The following is an 18,135-nucleotide window of genomic DNA, read 5'->3' on the forward strand; positions in this document are numbered from 1 at the left end:
GTTATACCAGTTCGGTTTCAGGATCGGGCAGCAGGGCGGGATGGGGGCGGCGGGTAACGGGAGCGGAAGGAGCGGCCGGCAGCACCTCACCATCAAGGCGGGCCAGTCGGTTGGTAAAGGCGGTGAGCAGCTGACCCAGGCGGCCAGTGGCGGCCTGTCCGTCGTGCAGGCGGCCGAGCAGGCGACGCAGCACCTGGCGCAGGCGGGCGGGCGGGGCCAGCAGCGTACCGGTGGCCAGCAGCAGCGCCCCGGCCAGCATTTCCAGAAGGAGCAGCACGGCAGCCGGCACTGTGCCGGGGGGCAGCAGCAGGCGCACGCCGGCAATGCCAGCCGCTACGCCCACGCCTGTCAGCAGCCCTGGCCCGTAGGAGCCCAGCACTTCCGGCACCGTCACGGCCAGCACCCGGCGCATCAGCAGCAGGTACAGCACGGTGCGGATAACCTCACCGGCCACCACGGCGGCGGCCACGCCCAGCAGGCCGTAGCGGCTCAGCCCGAAAAACAGGCCCGTGAGCAGCACCGCGTACAGCAGGTTCAGCCAGAGCTTGGGCGTGAGCGTGGCGGTAGCATCGCACACCACCCCGGCAAACATCGTCACCATACTCAGGCTGAAAGCCGCGCACGTTATCTGGAGCACTGGTACGGCCGCTTCCCAGCCCGAGCCCAGCATCACGCGCACAATTTCGGGAGCAGCTACGGCCGCGCCGGCGCAGATGGGAATCACGAGGGCCGCAATGAGCGTGATGCTGCTCAGGTACACGGCCCGCAACCGGGGCCGGTCGGCCTGCACCTGGCTGAAGGAGGGAAATACCACCTTCGAGACGCTGGTCGTCAGCAGGTACACCGGCAGGCCGATCAGCATCCAGCCGCGGCTGTAAATGCCCAGCGCCGCCGCCCCCAGCAGCCGCCCGATAAGCAGCGTATCCAGGGAGCCAGTCACGAATTCCAGGAAGCTGATGGCCGACATGCGGCTGCCGTAAGCCACCAGTGGCCGGTAAGTTTCCCAATCGAACAGCAGGCGTACATCGTGGCGTTCGGCCAGGTAGCTCAGTACCGTCAGTAGCAGGCCCTGGCCCAGCGTGGCGGCCACCAAGCTCCAGACTCCGAAGCCCTGAAAAGCCAGCCCAATGCCTAGGGCGCCGTAGCTGATAACGTAGGAAGCCACCTCAATAAGGGCCAGCGTCCGGAATTTCATGTGGCGGCGCAGCAGGCTCAGGGCGGTGGCGTTGAGGCCCGTCAGGAAAATGCCCCCGGCCAGCACGCGCACCACCGGTACTACCTCGGGCTGCCGAACCACGCCGGCGGCCAGCGGCGCGGCCAGCACCAGCAGGCCGGCAAACAAGGTGCCCAGCGCCACCGACGACGTGAAGGCCGCGCGCACGTCGGCGCGGGTCAGCTCGGCCTTCTGGATGATGGCCTGCTCCATGCCCATTTGGGCGAAGTAAGAGCCGAAGCGCAGAATCACGCCCGCCAGCGCCACCAGCCCGAAGGCCGCCGGCGTCAGGAGCCGCGCCATGGTGGCCGAGTAGCCAATCTGCAGCACGGCCGTGATGATGGTGGCCGCCGTGGTCCATTTCACGCCGTGCACGGCGGCGGCGGTCAGGTTTGGAGAGGAAGAAGATGCCATGAGGCCATCCGGAATAGAAGGTGCCTGGAATAGGTGGAATGCGGTAGAGCGGGGAATTTTGCTCCCCGGCAACGGTGAGCCGGGGAGCCGGGACGAGAAAGGCAGGTTGGCTTAGTAGCCGTAGGTATAAGCCTTTTCCTTATAGCGGTACTCGTAGGTTTTGGTGAAATGCATGTCGTTGATGATCATGTAAATCTGCTTCACCTTCTGCTCCAGGTGCAGCTCGTTAATCTGACTGATCAGGCCCTTGTCGGTATAGTTCTGGCGCACCACGTAGATGTTGGCATCGAGGTGGCGCAGCAGCATAAAGAACTCGGCTACGTAGCCGGTGGGTGGCGTATCTATCAGTACATAATCGTACTCCTCGCGCAGGCGTACCATCAGGTCATCCATGCGCTGGCTTTCCAGCAGCTCGGTAGGGTTCTGGGGAATGGGGCCGCAGCACAGCACGTCCAGATTGCGCACCATGGAGGAGTGGCGGCATTCCTCAAACGTGCTCAAACCCATCAGGTAGCTGCTCAGTCCATGCTCGGCGCACACGTCCTGCAGTCCGAAGTAGCCTGCTACGGTGGGGCGGCGCAGGTCGCATTCCAGCAACAGCACCTTCCGGCCACTCAGGGCTATTTCGGCGGCCAGGTTCACGGTGCAGAAGGTTTTACCCTCGCCCGGCACCGATGACGTGACGCCAATCACCTTCTTATCCAGCCCCGCCGAGAGGTACTGCAGATTCACCCGAATAGAGCGGAACGACTCGGCAATAGGGCCTTTGGGGTCGCGCAACATGTTTTCCTTGTCCTGCTTGGAGCCGTGGGCCACCACGCCCAGCATCGGAATGGTAGTGATGCGCGACAGGTCTTCCTTGCTCTGGATGAGGCGGTTGGCCTTGTGCAGCATCAGCGTAACGCCCAGCGGCAGCAGCAGGCCCGCTACCACCGCAATGAGGGCCACCATGCCGGGCTTAGGGGCGGTAGGTCCGTCGCCGTTCATAGCCGCCACGTCCACCACTTTCTTGTCGGTGGCATTGGTAGCCAGGGCAATGGCGGCTTCGGCCCGCTTCTCAATCAGGAACTGGTAGTTCTTGTCGTTGAAATCGGTTTTGCTTTTCAGGGTGGCCAGCTGCCGCTCGTTTTCGGGCATCTGGCTCATAGTGCCGCGCACCCGGCCCAGCTGGCCGTCCAGGTCGCGGAGGGCAATGTCGGCGGCGCGGGTCATGTTTACCAGCGTCTGGGTCAGGCTTTCCTTGGCTACTTTGATGCGCTCATCTAGGATAGTGACCATCGGGTTTTCCAGGGAGGCATTCACGCCCATGGCCGCCCGCTGGCTGTTCAGGTCGGTAAGCTGCATAATCAGGTTGTTTACCACCGGGTCCTCAATGCCCACGCTGGTAGGAGCCGCCAGCTGGCCGGCACCCTGGTGGGAGCGAAGGTAGCTGAGCATGTTCTGGTAATACTTTCGGTTGGTGCTCACCTTGGCCCGCAGCATTTCCAGCTCGCCCTGCTGCTGAATACCGCTAGCCGACTGCGCCCCGGCATCCACCATGCCCCGGGCCGCCCGGAAGGAGCTGAGCGCGGCCGTGGAGCGCCGCAGCGAGTCGGAGAGGTGGCCGATTTCTTTGTCCAGAAACGCCACCGTTTTCTGGCCCGTGACGTTCTTATCGCGCAAATCGTTTTCCACGTACACCCGCATCAGCGTATCCAGAAACTGAATTTCCTTCTGGGGCACGCTGCCTTTGCTGGCCAGCTCCACAATCCGGGATTCCCGGTCGATGGGGCGCACGGTGAGGTGCTGCTGGTACTCGCCAGTCAGGCTGGCCTGGTCGCGCAGCTGCACAAAGTAGCGTTCCAGCGTAGCCTGGGCCGGGTATCCGGGCTCCGGCTGGAATACGGCTGTAAGCAAAGGAGTCCGGAGCGTATCGCCGGGCCGTACCATCTCATTTATGTGCGGATTCAGTACTTCCCGCACCAACTCGCCGGTAGGCAGGCTGTAGAGCTGGCCTTTGTCGGCATCGGCCTGCACATGGTAGCGGCCGTCGGGCAGCGGGTCCACATAAATGCGGACGCCCGTGAGCTGGGGCGCGTTGGGGTCGGGGATCAGGCGGAAGGGTACCGCGCCGGCCGGCCGTTCCTGCACTTGCACATCTTTCAGGGAGTTCAGCCACGAGGTGGGGGCCGCGTAGTAGCTGGCTTCAAACGGCAGACGCTTGAGAGCCCGCTGTACCATATCGGCGGAGGTAAGCAGCCCGATTTCGTCCTCCATCTTGGAGCCTTTTTCCTTGACTTCCAGAATTTTGAGCAGCTCCTGCGCCTGCTTCGAGCCGGTGCCCTGGTCGCCCAGCAGCATAGTAGAGCGGAAGGCGTACACCGGCTGCTTTACTTTCAGGTAGAAGAAAGCCGCCAGCCCGGCCAGCAGTAACGAAGCGAGGAACAACGGCCAGCGGTTGCGTAACCGGAAGAAAAGCTCGTGCAGATCAAGGTCATCAGCGGGAGTAGAGGGACGTTGTTCCATTCCGATAGTCATTTAATGGTAGGATGAGGGGAGGTTCGGCGGTAATCAGGCCCCTGGTATCAGAGGATTTTCAGGTAGTTGAGCACCAGTACCACCGCCGAAATGCCGGCGAATACCAGGGCTAGGTTGGTGGCGTTGCCTCGGTCGGTGCGGGCCTTCATGGGCTCCACGTACAGCGCATCGTTGGGCAGCAAGTAGAAGTAGGGCGAGGTGAGCAGGGCCGGGTCGGTGAGGTCGAGCAGCACCACCTCCGAGCCCTTCGCCGTCTGCCGGATCAGCTTCACGTTCTGGCGGTTGCCGAACTCGGTCAGGTCGCCGGCCAGGCCCAGCCCCTCCAGCACGGTGCATTGCGCGTTGTACACGAAGTAGCGGCCCGGCACGCGCACCTCGCCCAGCACCGTTACCTTAAAGGAGAGCAGCTTCACCAGCACATTCGCTTTGGTGATATACGTACCCACCTGCTGCTGCACCAGCGCCTGGGCTTCTTCCACCGTGAGGCCCAGCACCTTCAGGCGGCCCACCGTAGGCAGATTAATGGTCCCGGCCTCATCCACGGAGTAGCCAGTGAGGTAGAGGTTGCCCGGGTCGCCGTTGAACACGGCCCGGGTGTCCACGGTATTGAACATGTCGTTCATCTGCTGCTGCACGCTCTGCACCCGAATGCTGAGCACATCACCGGGCTGGATGCGGTACTGCTGGCGGACGTTGTCCACCGTTACTGGGGTGCGGGTGCTGTAGCTGTTGCCCTGCAGATAGGGGAGTTTGCGTTGCGAAACACAGCCGCCCAACCCGGCCAGTAAGGGCAGCAGCAACACCAACAGATAACGGAAGCGGAGAGAGAGGCGCATAGGGGAGAGAAAAGCAGCGAATGGATTCTGCGGAGGAGTTCAGAAAAAGTGTAGGCACACAATTGAATGCCCAAACACTTCTATTGAATATTTCCATAAACGTATTGGATTGAAGCCGTAAAGTCAAGGTTTATTTAAATTATTCGGATATTTTTTTGTATTGATAGAAGTAATGGGCTTATGATGGTCAGGAGGGCGCAAAGTTGTTTTTATCCGGTGTCCGGCTTGGTGGTACTACCTTGCTGCCTTTCATTCGCGTATAGCCTGTCCATGAAAATTCTGTTGGTTGAAGACGAACCCAAAGTGGCCTCCTTTCTGCACCAGGGCCTCACGGAGCAACATCACACCGTAGATCTGGCCGCCGATGGGGTGCTGGGGCTGCGCCTGGCCCAGGCCAATTCCTATGATCTGCTGATTCTGGATACGCTGCTGCCCGGCCTCAGCGGGCTGGAAGTGTGCCGGCAGGTGCGCGCCCACGATACCAGCGTACCCATTCTGATGCTCACGGCCCTGGGCGAAACCGACGATAAAATCCGGGGCCTCGATGCCGGCGCCGACGATTATCTGGTGAAGCCGTTTGCGTTTCAGGAGCTGCTGGCCCGCATCCGGGCCCTCACGCGCCGCCGCCACGACTCCCCCTCCGCCAACTCGGTCCTGCGCCTAGCCGACCTTAGCCTTGACCCCAGCCGGAAGCTGGTGCAGCGCGCCGGCCAGACCATTCAACTCACGGCCCGGGAGTTTGCCCTGCTGGAATACCTGTTGCGCAGCCAGAACCGCGTGGTGTCGCGCGTGGATATTCTGGAGCACGTCTGGGAAACGTCCTTCGATACGGGCTCCAACGTCATCGACGTGTACATCAACTTCCTCCGCAAAAAACTCGATAAAGACTTCACCCCCAAGCTCATTCACACGCTGGTGGGCATGGGGTACGTGATGAAGGAAGAGTAGCTTCCTGCTGCGGAGAGTGTGAGATAATGTGGTTGAATGGGCGAAATGCCGGACAGGATCTGGGCGCAAACGAGCTTAGGCAGTTTCCGGCATCCTGCTACCCTGTACTGCGCACATTCGCCACATTTTTTACCACACTTACTACATTCAATAAATGTCCATCCGTACCCGCCTGACGCTGCAATTTGCCGCTATTCTGGTTGTAACGCTGCTGCTGTTTTCGGCGGTGATTTACTTTTTTACCTACCAGTCGCGGCGGGAGGCGTTCAGTGAAAGTCTGTTTGCCCGGGCCCGCATTGTGGCCCACGTCTACCTCGATGGTACCCGGCGGGAAGACGAGGAAAGCCGGGCTTCCTACCGGCGCTACCTGCGGCAGTTCTACCGCACCCTGCCCGAGGAGGAAGTGCGCGTGTTCGATACCCGCAACCAGGTAGTGTTCGAGGAAGGCCTGGCGGGCCGCGAGGCCGTGCCGCAGGATTTGCTGCGCCTGGTGCGTACTGATGGCCGGGAAGTAGTGCTGGAAGACAGCTACCGCCAGACCGTGGGCCTGCTTTACCGTGACGCCATCCGGGGCGACTTTGTGGTGGTAGCTTCGTCCGTTGATGCCGACACCCGCCAGAAGCTCCAGGACTTGGCCACGGTGCTCACCTTCGGGCTGCTGGCTTCCTTTGTGATTGTGGGTATTGGGGGCTGGTTTTTTGCCGGCCAAGCCCTGAAACCCATGAAACGTATTATTCAGGAGGTGGATAGCATCACGGCCTCCGACCTGCACCGCCGCCTGTCGCAGGCCGATGGGCAGGATGAGGTGTCGTTGCTGGCCCAGCGGTTCAATAGCCTGCTCAACCGCCTCGAAACGGCCTTTGCCGGGCAACGCACCTTCGTGCGCGACGCCTCGCACGAGTTGCGTACCCCGCTGGCGGCCATTATCGGGCAGCTGGAGGTGTCGCTGCTGCAGCAGGAGCGCAGCTCCCAGGAATACCGCCGGGTGCTGCAAAGTACCCTCGATGCGGCCCGGCTGCTCAAGGACCTCACCAATGGCCTGCTCCAGATTGCCCGCGCCTCCGACGACCCCTCGCAGGTCCCGCGAACCTTGTTGCGGCTGGATGAACTGCTGCTGCAGGCGCACGAGGAAGTGCACCGCCGTCACCCCACCTGCCGCATTGATCTGGACTTCAGCGAAACACCCGACGCGCCGCGCCGCGTGCCGTTCGGGGTGCTGGGCAACGAAGCTTTGCTCCTCTCCGCCTTCCTGAATATTCTGGAAAATGCCTGTAAGTTTTCCGTCGGTAGTCTGGCGCCGGTAGTAGCTACGCTCACCACCTCCCGCACCCGCGTGCGTCTGACCGTGCGCGACCGGGGCGTGGGCATGACGGAAGCTGACCGCCAGCAGGTATTCGTGCCCTTTTTCCGGGCCGATGCTGTACGCACCGTGCCGGGCCACGGTATCGGGCTGCCGCTCACCGCCAAAATTATGCAACTACACGAAGGTGAAATCGTGGTGGAAAGTGAGTTGGGCCAGGGTACGGCTGTAACCCTGGATCTGCCAACGGCCATCGTCTGACGGGTTTGTTCACCGTCAATGCGCCGTGTTTGGTAAATTGTAGCTAGTCAATATGTTACGGTTGTCGAAGCTGGCAAACTACATACAAGGTGGATACTGAGTAATAATTGTCTGTATAAATTATTGATAATCAAATATTTGAATTTTTAATTAGTTTTTAATTTGCTTTTAACTAGGTCTTAACGAGCTGGCTGTAGACTTGCATTAATTCGATGGGCCTGGAAAGGCCCGCCGGACTGCTCCGTCCTCTATTGCCTCCCCTCGTCCCATGTTGAAAGTTGCCCGGGTTTCCGAAACACCGAATATGCAGCGGCCCGCCGGTTTACCGTCGTCGCCGTGGCAGTCGCTGAGTAAAGACCTGCCGGCCGGACTGGTGGTTTTTCTGGTGGCACTGCCGCTGTGCCTGGGTATTTCCCTGGCCTCGGGGGCACCGTTGCTGGCCGGCGTTATTGCGGGCATCGTAGGGGGCGTGGTCGTATCATGGCTGAGCGGCTCGCAGTTGAGTGCCAGCGGCCCGGCGGCCGGCCTCACCAGTATCATTCTGGCTTCACTGAGCACGTTAGGCTCCTTTGAAGCGGTATTGGCGGCCGTGGTTATTGCGGGTATTATTCAGGTAATTCTCGGGGTGCTCAAAGCGGGTATTATCGGGCTTTACTTCCCTACGTCCGTTATCCGGGGCATGCTGGCTGCCATTGGCCTCACGCTTATTCTCAAGCAGATTCCGCACCTGTTGGGGGCTGATGCCGACTACTTTGAGGACATGACCTTCCTGCAGTTCGATGGGCAGAATACCTTCTCGGCTATCGAAAATGCACTGCAGGGAATCGGGGCTGGTTCTCTGTTGGTGGGGTTGGTGTCGTTGGGGGTGCTGTTGCTCTGGGAAGAGAAGGTAGTAAAGCGCGTGAAAGCATTACGGCTCATTCCCGGGGCCCTGATTGTGGTACTGCTGGCTATCGGGCTCAATAACCTGCTCGATGTGGCCGCTCCGGTATTGCGCATTCGGCCCCAGCATCTGGTAAATCTGCCCAACATCACCTCCTGGCACGACTTTACGTCCGCCTTTGCCAAACCCGACTGGTCGGCGCTGAAGCATCCGGGCTTCGTGATGGTGGCCTTCACCATTGCCGTGGTGGCGTCGCTGGAGTCTTTGCTGAGTGTGAAGGCAGTGGATAAGCTCGACCCGCACAAGCGCGTCACGCCAACCAACCGGGAGCTAATGGCGCAGGGAGCAGGCAATATCATCAGCGGCTTGCTGGGCGGCTTGCCCATCACGGCCGTTATCGTGCGCAGTTCGGCTAACATCAATGCCGGCGGGCAAACGCGCATGTCCTCCTTTTTTCATGGCCTGCTGCTGCTGGTGAGCCTGTTGTTTCTGGAGTCCATCCTGAATCAGGTGCCCTACTCGGCCCTGGCAGCGGTGCTGCTGGTGGTCGGCTACAAACTCACGAAACCCGCCTTATACGTTACGCAGTGGCGGTTGGGGTGGCAGCAGTTCCTGCCGTTCATCGTTACCATTCTGGCCATTCTGTTTACTGACTTGCTAAAAGGCGTGACGGTTGGTCTGGCCATTGGCATCTTCTACATTCTGAAGGCCAATTATGAGTCGGCGTATTTTCTGAGCAAGCCGGCCTCGCAGCAGGCGGGTCCTGTCCACCTCAAATTGTCGGAGCAGGTATCCTTTCTCAATAAGGCCAGCATCGTGAAGGTGCTGGATGAGCTGCCCAACGACACCAACGTGCTCATTGATGGTTCCGACTCCTCGTTCATTGATTACGACGTGCTGGAAGCCATTGAGAACTTCCGTCTCTCAGCCCCGGAACGCGGGATTCAGCTGGAGCTGCGGGCCATTCCGCAGGTGCAGGTGCTGGGCCACTAGCGTGAACAAGCAAACTGATTAAGGGCTGGGCAGTAACCCCGCTGCCATCACGGACTCATTCTTCATCTGTCACTTCAACAAGTCAACCAACCGTTTCGCTACCCAACCATATGCAAGGCATCGAACCAATTCTGGACAATAACCGCAAGTGGGTTGAAGAAAAGCGGGCCAAGGACCCGGACTTCTTCAACCGGCTGGCCGACGGCCAAAAGCCCAGATACTTGTTCATTGGCTGCTCCGATTCGCGGGTGCCGGCCTCGGCCATCACCGGCACCGGGCCCGGCGAAATGTTTGTGCATCGAAACATTGCCAACCTCGTTATTCACACCGATTACAACTTGCTGTCGGTGCTGCAATACGCGGTGGAAGTGCTGGGCGTGGAGGATATTATGGTGGTAGGCCACTATGGTTGCGGCGGTGTGGCAGCAGCAGCCAGCAACAAGCAATATGGCCTCATCGATGGCTGGCTGACCAACATCCGCGACGTTATCCGGATGCACGAAATGGAATTCCTGCGCATCAAGGACGACGATGCCCGCCTGCGTCGGTTGGTAGAGCTGAACGTGATTGAGCAGGTGCGCAACCTCGCCAAAACCAGTATTATCCAGAATGCCCGCAAAGGAGCCAAGCCACCCCGTCTGCACGGCTTGGTGTACGATATCAAGGAAGGCCTGCTGAAGGATCTGCAGGTAGAGGACAACCTGATTGCGGAACTGGAGCACATCTACGGCACCCATGCCATGCAGCATGCCGCCAAAGTGCTGGAGAAGGAAGTGGAGCAGCCCGGCCTCACCGCCGACAAACCCGAGCTGACGGATGAAGCGGCAAAGGAAACAAAAAAAGCAGGCAAAGAAACCATGCGTCAGACCAGCTAGGTCTGTCGCTCCAGCATCATCGGGCGTAGTCTGAGGGGAGTGCGCTTTCGATGTGTGGAACCACCATTTCCTTTGGAAATGGTGGTTTTTTTGCGTTTTAAGGGGTGATACAGCTGGTAATAAAATGCGGTGCCTAGGTAAAAAGTATGTTCAAAAGTAGATCGTGACTTTTCATTCCTGCTACGCCTGAGCGTTCTAACTACCAGAGAAAATATCAATTCGTGCCTACCTGCGTCGGCCTAATGCAGAGGGCTTCCAGCAAGTGCGCCTGCTTGCCCCAAGTCGACTTTCTAAACAGCTTCAGTACTAGAAGCCGAAGGTTTTTATCAGAATAAACAAGATGATTATCACAGCAGCCGTTGGCAATCAGACTGGGTCTGCAGAAGCTAATTGTTTCAGCAGTGGCTTTGCGTTTCTTCTGAACTTTAGCTGTTGTTTCATGGCTAAATATTTATAGTTCAGACATGTATGAGCGAAAAAGGAATAGATGCTTTCCCTGCGCTAGTGTTATGCTGCGTAAGTCGTCGCCTCTTTCTTTTATGCTAACTGAAGTTCTTCCTTGGTCTGTAAGACAGGGGATTTAGGCATTTTCCTCATTAGAAACTTGTGCATGGGCTCCTCAACAATCCTGAATAAAATGTACGCCAATAGGTTTAGCGCAATAAATTTAACGAACAGATTATCTCCCGTGAATTTGCTGAGTAGGTACTCTAACACACCAACATGGATTAGGTAAAACACATAGGAGCTCTTGCCTAATGTCTGCATGAAATTGGAAGACAGAAACCTGCTTGAGATAGTTGTTTCTCGTACCAACCCATATAGCCATAGCGCAATAGAGGCTGGCATGGCATAGTTGATGGCTATGCTTAAGCCTAATATCAATCCTGACTCCAAAGGAGCAGATTGCCCTACAGGTGGGTGCAACCACGCCATCGTGGCAATACATGCTACGGTCAGCACCAAGCCGATTATTGTGTGGTATCCCTGTGCTAGTTTCAACTCCTTTCCTTTGCTGATACAATAGGCTAAGGCTATGCCAAAGAGAAAATCTCCACAGCGGCCAAAGAAGGTGTTTTCAAAAAAGAAGGAGTACGACCCCATTAACCCGTAGAAATCCAATGGGGCTAACACTTTTACGAGTAAGCCACCCACCGCGAGAAACAGTATTCCAGCACCCAAGAGTGGCCAATAGCGCCTACGAGCTACCAATAAAATGAATGGAGCTAGAAAGTAGAAGGTTTCTTCGATGGTCAAAGTCCATCCCTGGCTTACTCCGGAAAGCAGGAATTGCTTGAAAAATCCCCGCAGGAAAGTAAAATTAAGCGTGGCTACCAACGCTTTGTCCCAGAGGCCATAGGACTGCCATTGCCCTGAATGGTCATAGCTTACATCCAGGCTCATGGCCAAGAATGTTACCGCTGTGATTAAAAAATACATGGGGTAAATGCGGGCTACACGCCCCCAGAGATACTTGACTCCCCAGGCCAGAGATAACTGTAAGTGATTCATGTACCGGCTGGCAATCAGGAATCCACTCAGTACAAAAAAGATTACCACTCCAAACCCGCCTCGCTCAACAAGACGGCCAGCCCAAGTATCGAGGGATAGTGGGTTAAAGTGGTAGAAGAAAACCATGTAAGCTGCAATAGCTCGGATACCCGTTAACGCGGGGTAATAGGGTTTAGAAATAGCATTCACTCGAATAAGCCAATTATTATGTTGCTGACAAAATTACAACTCTAAACCAGAAAAACCCTGAGGTAAACCCGGGTTTTTCTGGTTTGCTGAGCCAACTGGTTTCGTCTTACTCCGCAACCGCAGCCGCAAACTCTGCGTCCGTGAGTAGCTTGTTATAAAATGCCAGCCGTTTCAATGTCCCTTTCATCGGTACGCTGAAATCATTGTTGCAAATACTAGGAGCGGTAGGTCGCCAAAGGTGACTGGTGTACCTGTCCAGCTGATCTTGGTGGCATTGACCCCGTTGAGCTGCATTTTGGCAGTGGCTACACTGTCCAGGTCCAGCTCAAACCCTCCTTTCAGCACGCCACCGGTGAAGGCAACAGAAACCCCAAAAGCGTGCTAACCATATCGGCCCTGGCTGCTGTGCGCATGAAGATGAATATCTAGTTGCTTAGCTTCTCCCAGCACATCGTGAAGGCCCCAACTGCCGATGCATCCTGATCAAACACGCGCTGGTAGTCGTTGCCATTATCTGTCAGGCTACCATTGAAAACAATGGTCAACTTACGTAACGTGGCCAGTGCCAATGCGGCGCTGGTGGTGTAAAGCGACGCACTATTTACCGTCGCTACCCCGCCCGTAAAGTCGGCCACCTTAGCTAAGTCTGGTTGAGGTGGTCTAGGGAAGATGGACAGAAGAAGGACGTATATTTCTTTTGTCATGGCAACCAAAACCAGCGGGGCGTCGCCCGATAAACGACGCAAATACGGCGATGCGTTTAAGGCCGAGGCCCAGCGCTTGGCCGGCGAGAGCCGCAGCACGCAGGCGGCCGCCTGGCAGTTGGGCATCAGCCCCAAGCTGCTCTACCGCTGGCGCAGCTCGTGGCCGAGGTAGGCAGCGAAGAAGTGGCCCGCGACCCGGAGGTGCGCGCCCTGCGTGCCCACCTGAAGCGGGCCGAGCAGGAGCTTGATATTTTAAAAAAAGCCTTGGTCGCCGACCCGGTGAGTACCTACCAGCATATCGCCCAGCGCCAGGCCCACGTGTCCGTGCGCCAGCTCTGCCAGGTACTGCACGTGGCCCCGGCCGTGTATTACGCTTGACGGCGTGCAGGCCAGCAGCCCTTTGCCGAGCCGACCTGGCAAGTCGCGGTGCGCGAAGCGTTTGCGCATCACATCCAGCGCTACGGTACGCGCCGGCTGCGGGCCGAAGTGCAGGCCCAAGGGCATACGGTCGGCCGCTGGCGTATCCGCCGGGTGCTCCAAGCCCACGGCCTGCGCGCGCAGCAGCCCCGCTCGTTTGTGCCCCGCACCACCGATTCCGACGCCTCTGTACGGGATGCGCCCAACCGTCTGCTGAACCTGCTAGCCCCCACCGCCCCCAACCGGGTGTGGGTGGGCGACATCACATACTTACCGCGCCAAGGCGGCGGCTGGCTCTACCTGGTCGTCTGGCTCGACCGCTGCTCGCGCAAAATCGTGGGCTGGGACGTGCGCGACACGATGCCCGAAGACTTGGTCAGCGAAGCGCTGCGCCTTGGTTGTGCGCCGCCCGCCGGCCGGGCTCATCGTGCACTCCGACCAAGGCAGCCAGTACACGGCCACCCGCTTCCTGACGGAGGCAGCGCGCTTGCTGGAACAAGGAGTGGTAAGCTCTTACCGCGAGTTGGCCGACAAGCTGGAGTAAAATCCTAACATCTTCCGTCAGGTGGAAATCGGCCGCTATCATTTTAGTGTCAAAATGATTTGTCAGCTGCGCGCTCATTTCCCTGGGGGCGATGTGGAATGGGTGCTGTATGGTCAGGCTTTCACCGGCCGCTCGGAGCCAACAGCCGCACACAAGCGCGAGCGGCGGCCTATTGAGCACTAACCTGCTTGAATCTGGTCCAAAAGTATGCCCATGTGAATAGATATTTGATGTAATGAATTGATAATTAATAATATGATGTACTTGGATGGTGGTTCGAGGAGAGTGCGCTTTCGATACAAAAAAACCGCCATTTCCTTTGGGAATGGTAGTTTTTTGCATGTATTAGGGGTGATACAGCTGGTAATAAAATGCGGTATCTGGGTAAAAAGTGTGCTCCCAAAATGTGGGTCAGACGTTGCCGGCCTGCTGCCTAGTCACCACCGCAACCTCCACCACAGCCTGAGTCGCCGCCGCAACCGGAGTCACTGCCGCAGCCCGAGCCGCCGTGGCTGTCGCAGTCGGCCGCATCGGCGCAGCTGTCGAAGTGGTGGCCGTAGTCATCCCAGGATGTGTATGTGCCACCGCCATCGGTATCGGCACCGGTCTGTTCGCGCTGCACGCGGTGCAGCTCCTGGTCGAGGGCATGGCCTATCGGGGAGCGGAACGTAGGCAGCAGAAACAGCAGCCCCCCGAGGGCACCGGCCAGTTGCAGGGCCGCTGCCGCATCGTGGCGGGTGAGTTGATTCAGGCGGCTGTCGTGCTGGTCTAGCTCCTGATGCACCTGCTGGCGCAGGTGTGCTCCGGCCGGCGTCAGCAGCGGTAAATCCAGCCACCGCCGCCACCACACGGCTTGGTAAAGCGGCAGCAACGGTTCGGCCCGCCGGATGATGCCTGCAAACCAACTGCCGGTGAGGGCGCGCTCATAGGCCATCTTTATGAAATGGCGCAGTTGCAATTGCCCGAAGCCCTGCGTCAGGAACGGCCGGAGCAGCAGCGCCTCATAGGGCCGGGGCTGGTAAGCTGCCAAGGCCGGTCCCGGTTGCACGTACCGCACCACCGTAGCCGGGTCGCGTGGGTTGGGTTGCGAAGCACGCTCTTCCAGCCGCAGCACCTGCTGGCGCAGCAAATCCAGAAATGTGAGCCGCAGCAGCTGCCGCAGCGGCGGGGTGGTATCGGCCAGCAGTACCAAGAGCTCGGTCGGGCGGGCTTGGGGAAAAGCGAAGGTTATTGCTTCGGGCGCCATAAAAAGGAAAGCTTGGGAAACAGCCAGTGCGTGCGCAAATCGACGCGGCAGAAGCGGGCAGGCCGAAATCGGATGGCCGGCGCCGGCCACACGGCGGTGGGCGGCTCCTGCCCGCACACTGCCGCGTACCGCGTGAGGGTGCGGGTATACCAGTTCATCAAATTTGGTCTGTTCCTGCGTGCCGCCGCGCGTGGGGCCGTGATGAATGGGCCGCGCCAGCGTGTACTGGCAGAAATCAATCCAGTAGGAGCGGGTATAGAGCAGGTGCAGGTGCCAAACCTGGTCCACTGCATCGGAGGGCGTGAGCGGATGGTCCGTCACGCACAGCAGAAACATGAAACGCTTGTATTCCGCCACGGCCCGGAGCGCAAAAGGCAGTGACCAGCCGTTTTCATGGGCCAGCCGGTCGGTAAACGACAGGGCCGCCGCCGGATCATCCAGCTCGAAGCGGCTGATTTTCTCCCACAACTCGGGGTGGAGCGTCGGCGTCACGGAGGGCGCAGCTAAGAATGGGGGAAATACCTGCGCCAACATACGCAAAACGCCCAAAAAAAGGTTGTCTGCCAGCCCTGCACGGCTAAGTTTCGTACAGCAGGGGAAAACCGGAAGCAGTCGGCCCCGCGCCGACTGCTTCCCGTAGTCATTGCCCTATTTCCTTGCTCCATGAACGCCATCTATTTCGAAGAATACGGCTCCGCCGACGTGCTCCGCTACGGCGAGCAGCCCAAACCCACTCCCAAAGCCGACCAGATTCTGGTGCGCGTGCGGGCCAGCAGCATCAACCCCATCGACTGGAAGGTGCGCCAGGGTGACATGAAGCTGATAACGGGCCTGAAATTCCCCAAGATTCCGGGGCGCGACGTGGCCGGCGAAGTTGTATCTGTGGGAGCCAACGTAACGCGCTTTAAGGCTGGTGACCGGGTGTACGGCATGCCCAACGACAGCGTAGGCGGGGCCAACGCCGAGTGCGCACTGCTGGCTGAATCGGTGGCTGCATTTATTCCCGCCAACCTCACGTTTGAAGAAGCGGGGGCCGTGCCGCTGGCCGCTCTCACGGCATTTCAGGCCCTGTACCAGCATGGACAGCTGCTATCCGGCGACCGGGTGCTGATTAACGGAGCCTCGGGAGGCGTGGGTACGTTTGCGGTGCAGATAGCCAAAGCTCTGGGGGCCGGCGAGGTGACCGGCGTGTGCGGCCCCGATAACGCCGAGCTGGTACGCAGCCTGGGCGCCGACCGGGTGCTGGACCACCACGAGCACGACTTCGCCAAGGACCTCAGCCACTACGACCTGATTTTTGATGCCGTGGGCAAAAGCAGCTACACCGCCAGCCAGCACGCGCTGCGCCGCAACGGCCGTTACGTAACCACCACCCCCGACCCTGCTGCCGTTATTACCGATAAGCTGGCCACAGCCTTTTCCTCCAAGTCGTCGCACGTCTTTTTTGCCAAGGAGCGGGGCGCAGATCTGGCCCTGATTTCGGCTTGGTTGCAGGCGGGCACCGTGCGGGTTGTCATCGACAAAACCTTCCCGCTGGCCGAAACCGCCGAAGCCCACCGCTACAGCGAAACCGGCCGCGCCGTGGGCAAAATTGTGCTGACGGTGTGAGCCTAACCGCGCCGCTTGAGCGCATGCACTAAAGCCTGGATGCGTAACGGGGTGATGTAGTAGCTAGTAGCTGTCACATCACCCCGTTACGCGTCTAGTTGCTTTCTTACTCCTTAGTGAAGGCAATCAGTAATGCCCCACCGGCCATCATGGTAGCGCCCAGGATGACCTGCCAGGTTATCTTTTCCTTCAGAAAGAAGAAGGCCAGCAGGATGGAAAACACCAGCGAGATTTTGTCGAAGGAAGCTGTGCGTGAGGCTTGTCCCAGCTTCAGGGCCTGAAAGGAAAACAGGGACGAAGCGCAGGTAATAATGCCGGCCGCAATCAGAAACAGCCAGGTGCGGCCCTCAATCTGCTGCACCTGGCCCAGATGGCCCTGCCACGCCACCACGCTCCAGGCCACCGTCACAATCAGCACCGATTGGATGGCAAAGGCCACGCTTGACTCCACGTTTTTGACACCTACTTTGGAAAGCGTCACTACCACGGCCGCCGACAAAGCCGCCAGCAACGAAAAAACTACCCACATATAGCACAAGGGAAAACTGCGTTACCGGCTGTACGCAGTCCTGCCCGGTTTAGCTGAGAAACAGGTGGTGAGGTGGCTGAAAACTCCCGGTCTGCTGCGAAAGCCGGAGTTCGGATGGTATCTTGTGCCGACATGCTTGGCGGCCATAGCCTTATCTGACTACTGCTGATGAAGAACTCATTTTCTGCCCGTTTGCTACTTTCCGTCCTGTTATCGGTGCCGGTAGTCACCTGGGCGCAAACCACCCGCTCCGCTGCCGGTACGCCACCGTTGCCCGAACCGCCCGGCACCGCCCGCGTAGCCGAAAACCTGTTCATGGATGAGGCGGAAGTAGCCAATCTGCACTGGCTGGAATATTTGCACTTTATCCGTCGCGACTCGGCCTTAGCCTTTTACCGGACGCAGCTGCCGGATTCCACCGGCTGGCAGCCCGTGCCCGATCCTGAGCAGGTGGCTCTGCCTCAAGCTTATTTTCGGGCCCCGGCGTACCGCTTTCATCCCGCCACCGGCATTACGTACGAGCAGGCGCGGGCTTACTGCCATTGGCGCAGTGTGATGGTAAACAAAGGCTACTTCCAGGGAGCCGAGTTCCGGAAGCAGCACCCCGAGCTGCGCGACTACGACGTGACGGTGGAATACCGCCTGCCCACGGAGGCCGAGTGGACGCAGGCAGCAGCCGGTAATCTGCCGCCTGGTCCGCGCCCGTTTGAGCTGGTGCAAACCCGCTCCATCCGCAAACCCCGGCCCCAGAAACTGGCGGAGTACGAAGACCTGGTAGCTTGCCTTGATGCGCAGCATCTGGCGCACCCGGCCACCGAAACGGCGTATGAGTTGCCTTACAACCTGCGGGAAAATTACTACTTGGCAGGGAGCAACCAGGTTTTCTACTGCGCGCCAGTTAAGGAGAAATTTCCTTTACAGTCTACCACTATTGGTCCACCCAACGGCTTCGGGCTGCAAAATATCATCGGCAACGTGGCCGAAATGACCGCCACCAAAGGTGTGGCCAAAGGCGGCTCGTTCAAAACTTCTGTTACGGAGCTAAAGCTGGATTCGCGGCAGGCGTACCAAGGCCCGCAAAACTGGCTAGGCTTCCGCTGCATTGCTACTGTGCGCATGACGCGCAAAGCCGGCAGGTAGAGGTGC

15 protein-coding genes are annotated in these 18,135 nt (G+C 58.7%); 9 read left to right on the forward strand and 6 right to left on the reverse strand.

Features of this window, described 5'->3' with window-relative positions; all coding sequences use genetic code 11:
• Nucleotide 1 precedes the first annotated feature (1 nt).
• From EI293_RS07485 to EI293_RS07495, 3 genes are all read right to left on the reverse strand, one after another.
• Nucleotides 2-1,627 (reverse strand): lipopolysaccharide biosynthesis protein, encoded by a 1,626-nt coding sequence (locus EI293_RS07485; RefSeq protein ID WP_125436525.1) that lies wholly within the window; start codon nt 1,625-1,627, stop codon nt 2-4.
• A gap of 111 nt (nt 1,628-1,738) precedes the next feature.
• Complete coding sequence (locus EI293_RS07490) at nt 1,739-4,132, reverse strand: polysaccharide biosynthesis tyrosine autokinase (protein WP_170170290.1); 2,394 nt, start codon at nt 4,130-4,132, stop codon at nt 1,739-1,741.
• A gap of 59 nt (nt 4,133-4,191) precedes the next feature.
• A complete protein-coding gene (locus EI293_RS07495) occupies nt 4,192-4,980 on the reverse strand; it encodes a polysaccharide biosynthesis/export family protein (protein WP_125436527.1) in 789 nt (262 codons plus the stop codon).
• A gap of 270 nt (nt 4,981-5,250) precedes the next feature.
• On the opposite strand from EI293_RS07495, the gene EI293_RS07500 reads away from it, so the two are divergent.
• From EI293_RS07500 to EI293_RS07515, 4 genes are all read left to right on the forward strand, one after another.
• Complete coding sequence (locus EI293_RS07500) at nt 5,251-5,928, forward strand: response regulator transcription factor (protein ID WP_125436528.1); 678 nt, start codon at nt 5,251-5,253, stop codon at nt 5,926-5,928.
• A gap of 154 nt (nt 5,929-6,082) precedes the next feature.
• Nucleotides 6,083-7,489, forward strand: a complete 1,407-nt coding sequence (locus tag EI293_RS07505; protein ID WP_125436529.1) for a sensor histidine kinase — start codon at nt 6,083-6,085, stop codon at nt 7,487-7,489.
• A 268-nt stretch (nt 7,490-7,757) separates the two neighbouring features.
• Nucleotides 7,758-9,365, forward strand: a complete 1,608-nt coding sequence (locus tag EI293_RS07510) for a SulP family inorganic anion transporter (protein ID WP_125436530.1) — start codon at nt 7,758-7,760, stop codon at nt 9,363-9,365.
• Nucleotides 9,366-9,475: 110 nt separating this feature from the next.
• Nucleotides 9,476-10,240: a carbonic anhydrase gene (locus EI293_RS07515; RefSeq protein ID WP_246010573.1), complete on the forward strand. Its 765-nt coding sequence runs from the start codon at nt 9,476-9,478 to the stop codon at nt 10,238-10,240.
• A 537-nt stretch (nt 10,241-10,777) separates the two neighbouring features.
• Here the strand turns inward: EI293_RS07515 and EI293_RS07520 are convergent.
• Nucleotides 10,778-11,941: an acyltransferase family protein gene (locus EI293_RS07520; RefSeq protein WP_125436531.1), complete on the reverse strand. Its 1,164-nt coding sequence runs from the start codon at nt 11,939-11,941 to the stop codon at nt 10,778-10,780.
• 702 nt (nt 11,942-12,643) lie between these two features.
• Between EI293_RS07520 and EI293_RS07525 the strand changes: the two genes are divergently transcribed.
• The 3 genes from EI293_RS07525 to EI293_RS07535 are packed head-to-tail and all read left to right on the forward strand — an operon-like array spanning nt 12,644 to nt 13,614.
• Nucleotides 12,644-12,817 carry a transposase gene (locus EI293_RS07525; RefSeq protein WP_170170291.1) on the forward strand — a complete coding sequence of 58 codons (174 nt, stop codon included), beginning with the start codon at nt 12,644-12,646 and terminating at the stop codon, nt 12,815-12,817.
• The gene (locus EI293_RS07530) at nt 12,805-13,023 is read left to right on the forward strand and encodes a hypothetical protein (protein ID WP_125436533.1); all 219 of its coding nucleotides are present in this window, start codon (nt 12,805-12,807) and stop codon (nt 13,021-13,023) included. The genes EI293_RS07525 and EI293_RS07530 overlap by 13 nt, the downstream gene beginning before the upstream one ends.
• Nucleotides 13,024-13,071: 48 nt before the next feature.
• Nucleotides 13,072-13,614 carry a DDE-type integrase/transposase/recombinase gene (locus EI293_RS07535; RefSeq protein WP_125436534.1) on the forward strand — a complete coding sequence of 181 codons (543 nt, stop codon included), beginning with the start codon at nt 13,072-13,074 and terminating at the stop codon, nt 13,612-13,614.
• 425 nt (nt 13,615-14,039) lie between these two features.
• Here EI293_RS07535 and EI293_RS22245 read toward each other — a convergent pair whose 3' ends face one another.
• On the reverse strand, nt 14,040-15,344 hold the full coding sequence (locus EI293_RS22245; protein WP_211339519.1) for a glycine-rich domain-containing protein: 1,305 nt from the start codon (nt 15,342-15,344) through the stop codon (nt 14,040-14,042).
• Nucleotides 15,345-15,515: 171 nt separating this feature from the next.
• On the opposite strand from EI293_RS22245, the gene EI293_RS07550 reads away from it, so the two are divergent.
• On the forward strand, nt 15,516-16,460 hold the full coding sequence (locus tag EI293_RS07550) for an NAD(P)-dependent alcohol dehydrogenase (protein ID WP_125436536.1): 945 nt from the start codon (nt 15,516-15,518) through the stop codon (nt 16,458-16,460).
• A 106-nt stretch (nt 16,461-16,566) separates the two neighbouring features.
• Here the strand turns inward: EI293_RS07550 and EI293_RS07555 are convergent, their stop codons facing one another.
• Nucleotides 16,567-16,989 (reverse strand): EamA family transporter, encoded by a 423-nt coding sequence (locus EI293_RS07555; RefSeq protein WP_125436537.1) that lies wholly within the window; start codon nt 16,987-16,989, stop codon nt 16,567-16,569.
• A 192-nt stretch (nt 16,990-17,181) separates the two neighbouring features.
• On the opposite strand from EI293_RS07555, the gene EI293_RS07560 reads away from it, so the two are divergent.
• Complete coding sequence (locus EI293_RS07560; protein ID WP_170170292.1) at nt 17,182-18,129, forward strand: formylglycine-generating enzyme family protein; 948 nt, start codon at nt 17,182-17,184, stop codon at nt 18,127-18,129.
• Nucleotides 18,130-18,135 lie beyond the last annotated feature (6 nt).

It is taken from the genome of Hymenobacter perfusus (assembly GCF_003944765.1).
Taxonomy (GTDB): Bacteria; Bacteroidota; Bacteroidia; order Cytophagales; family Hymenobacteraceae; genus Hymenobacter; species Hymenobacter perfusus.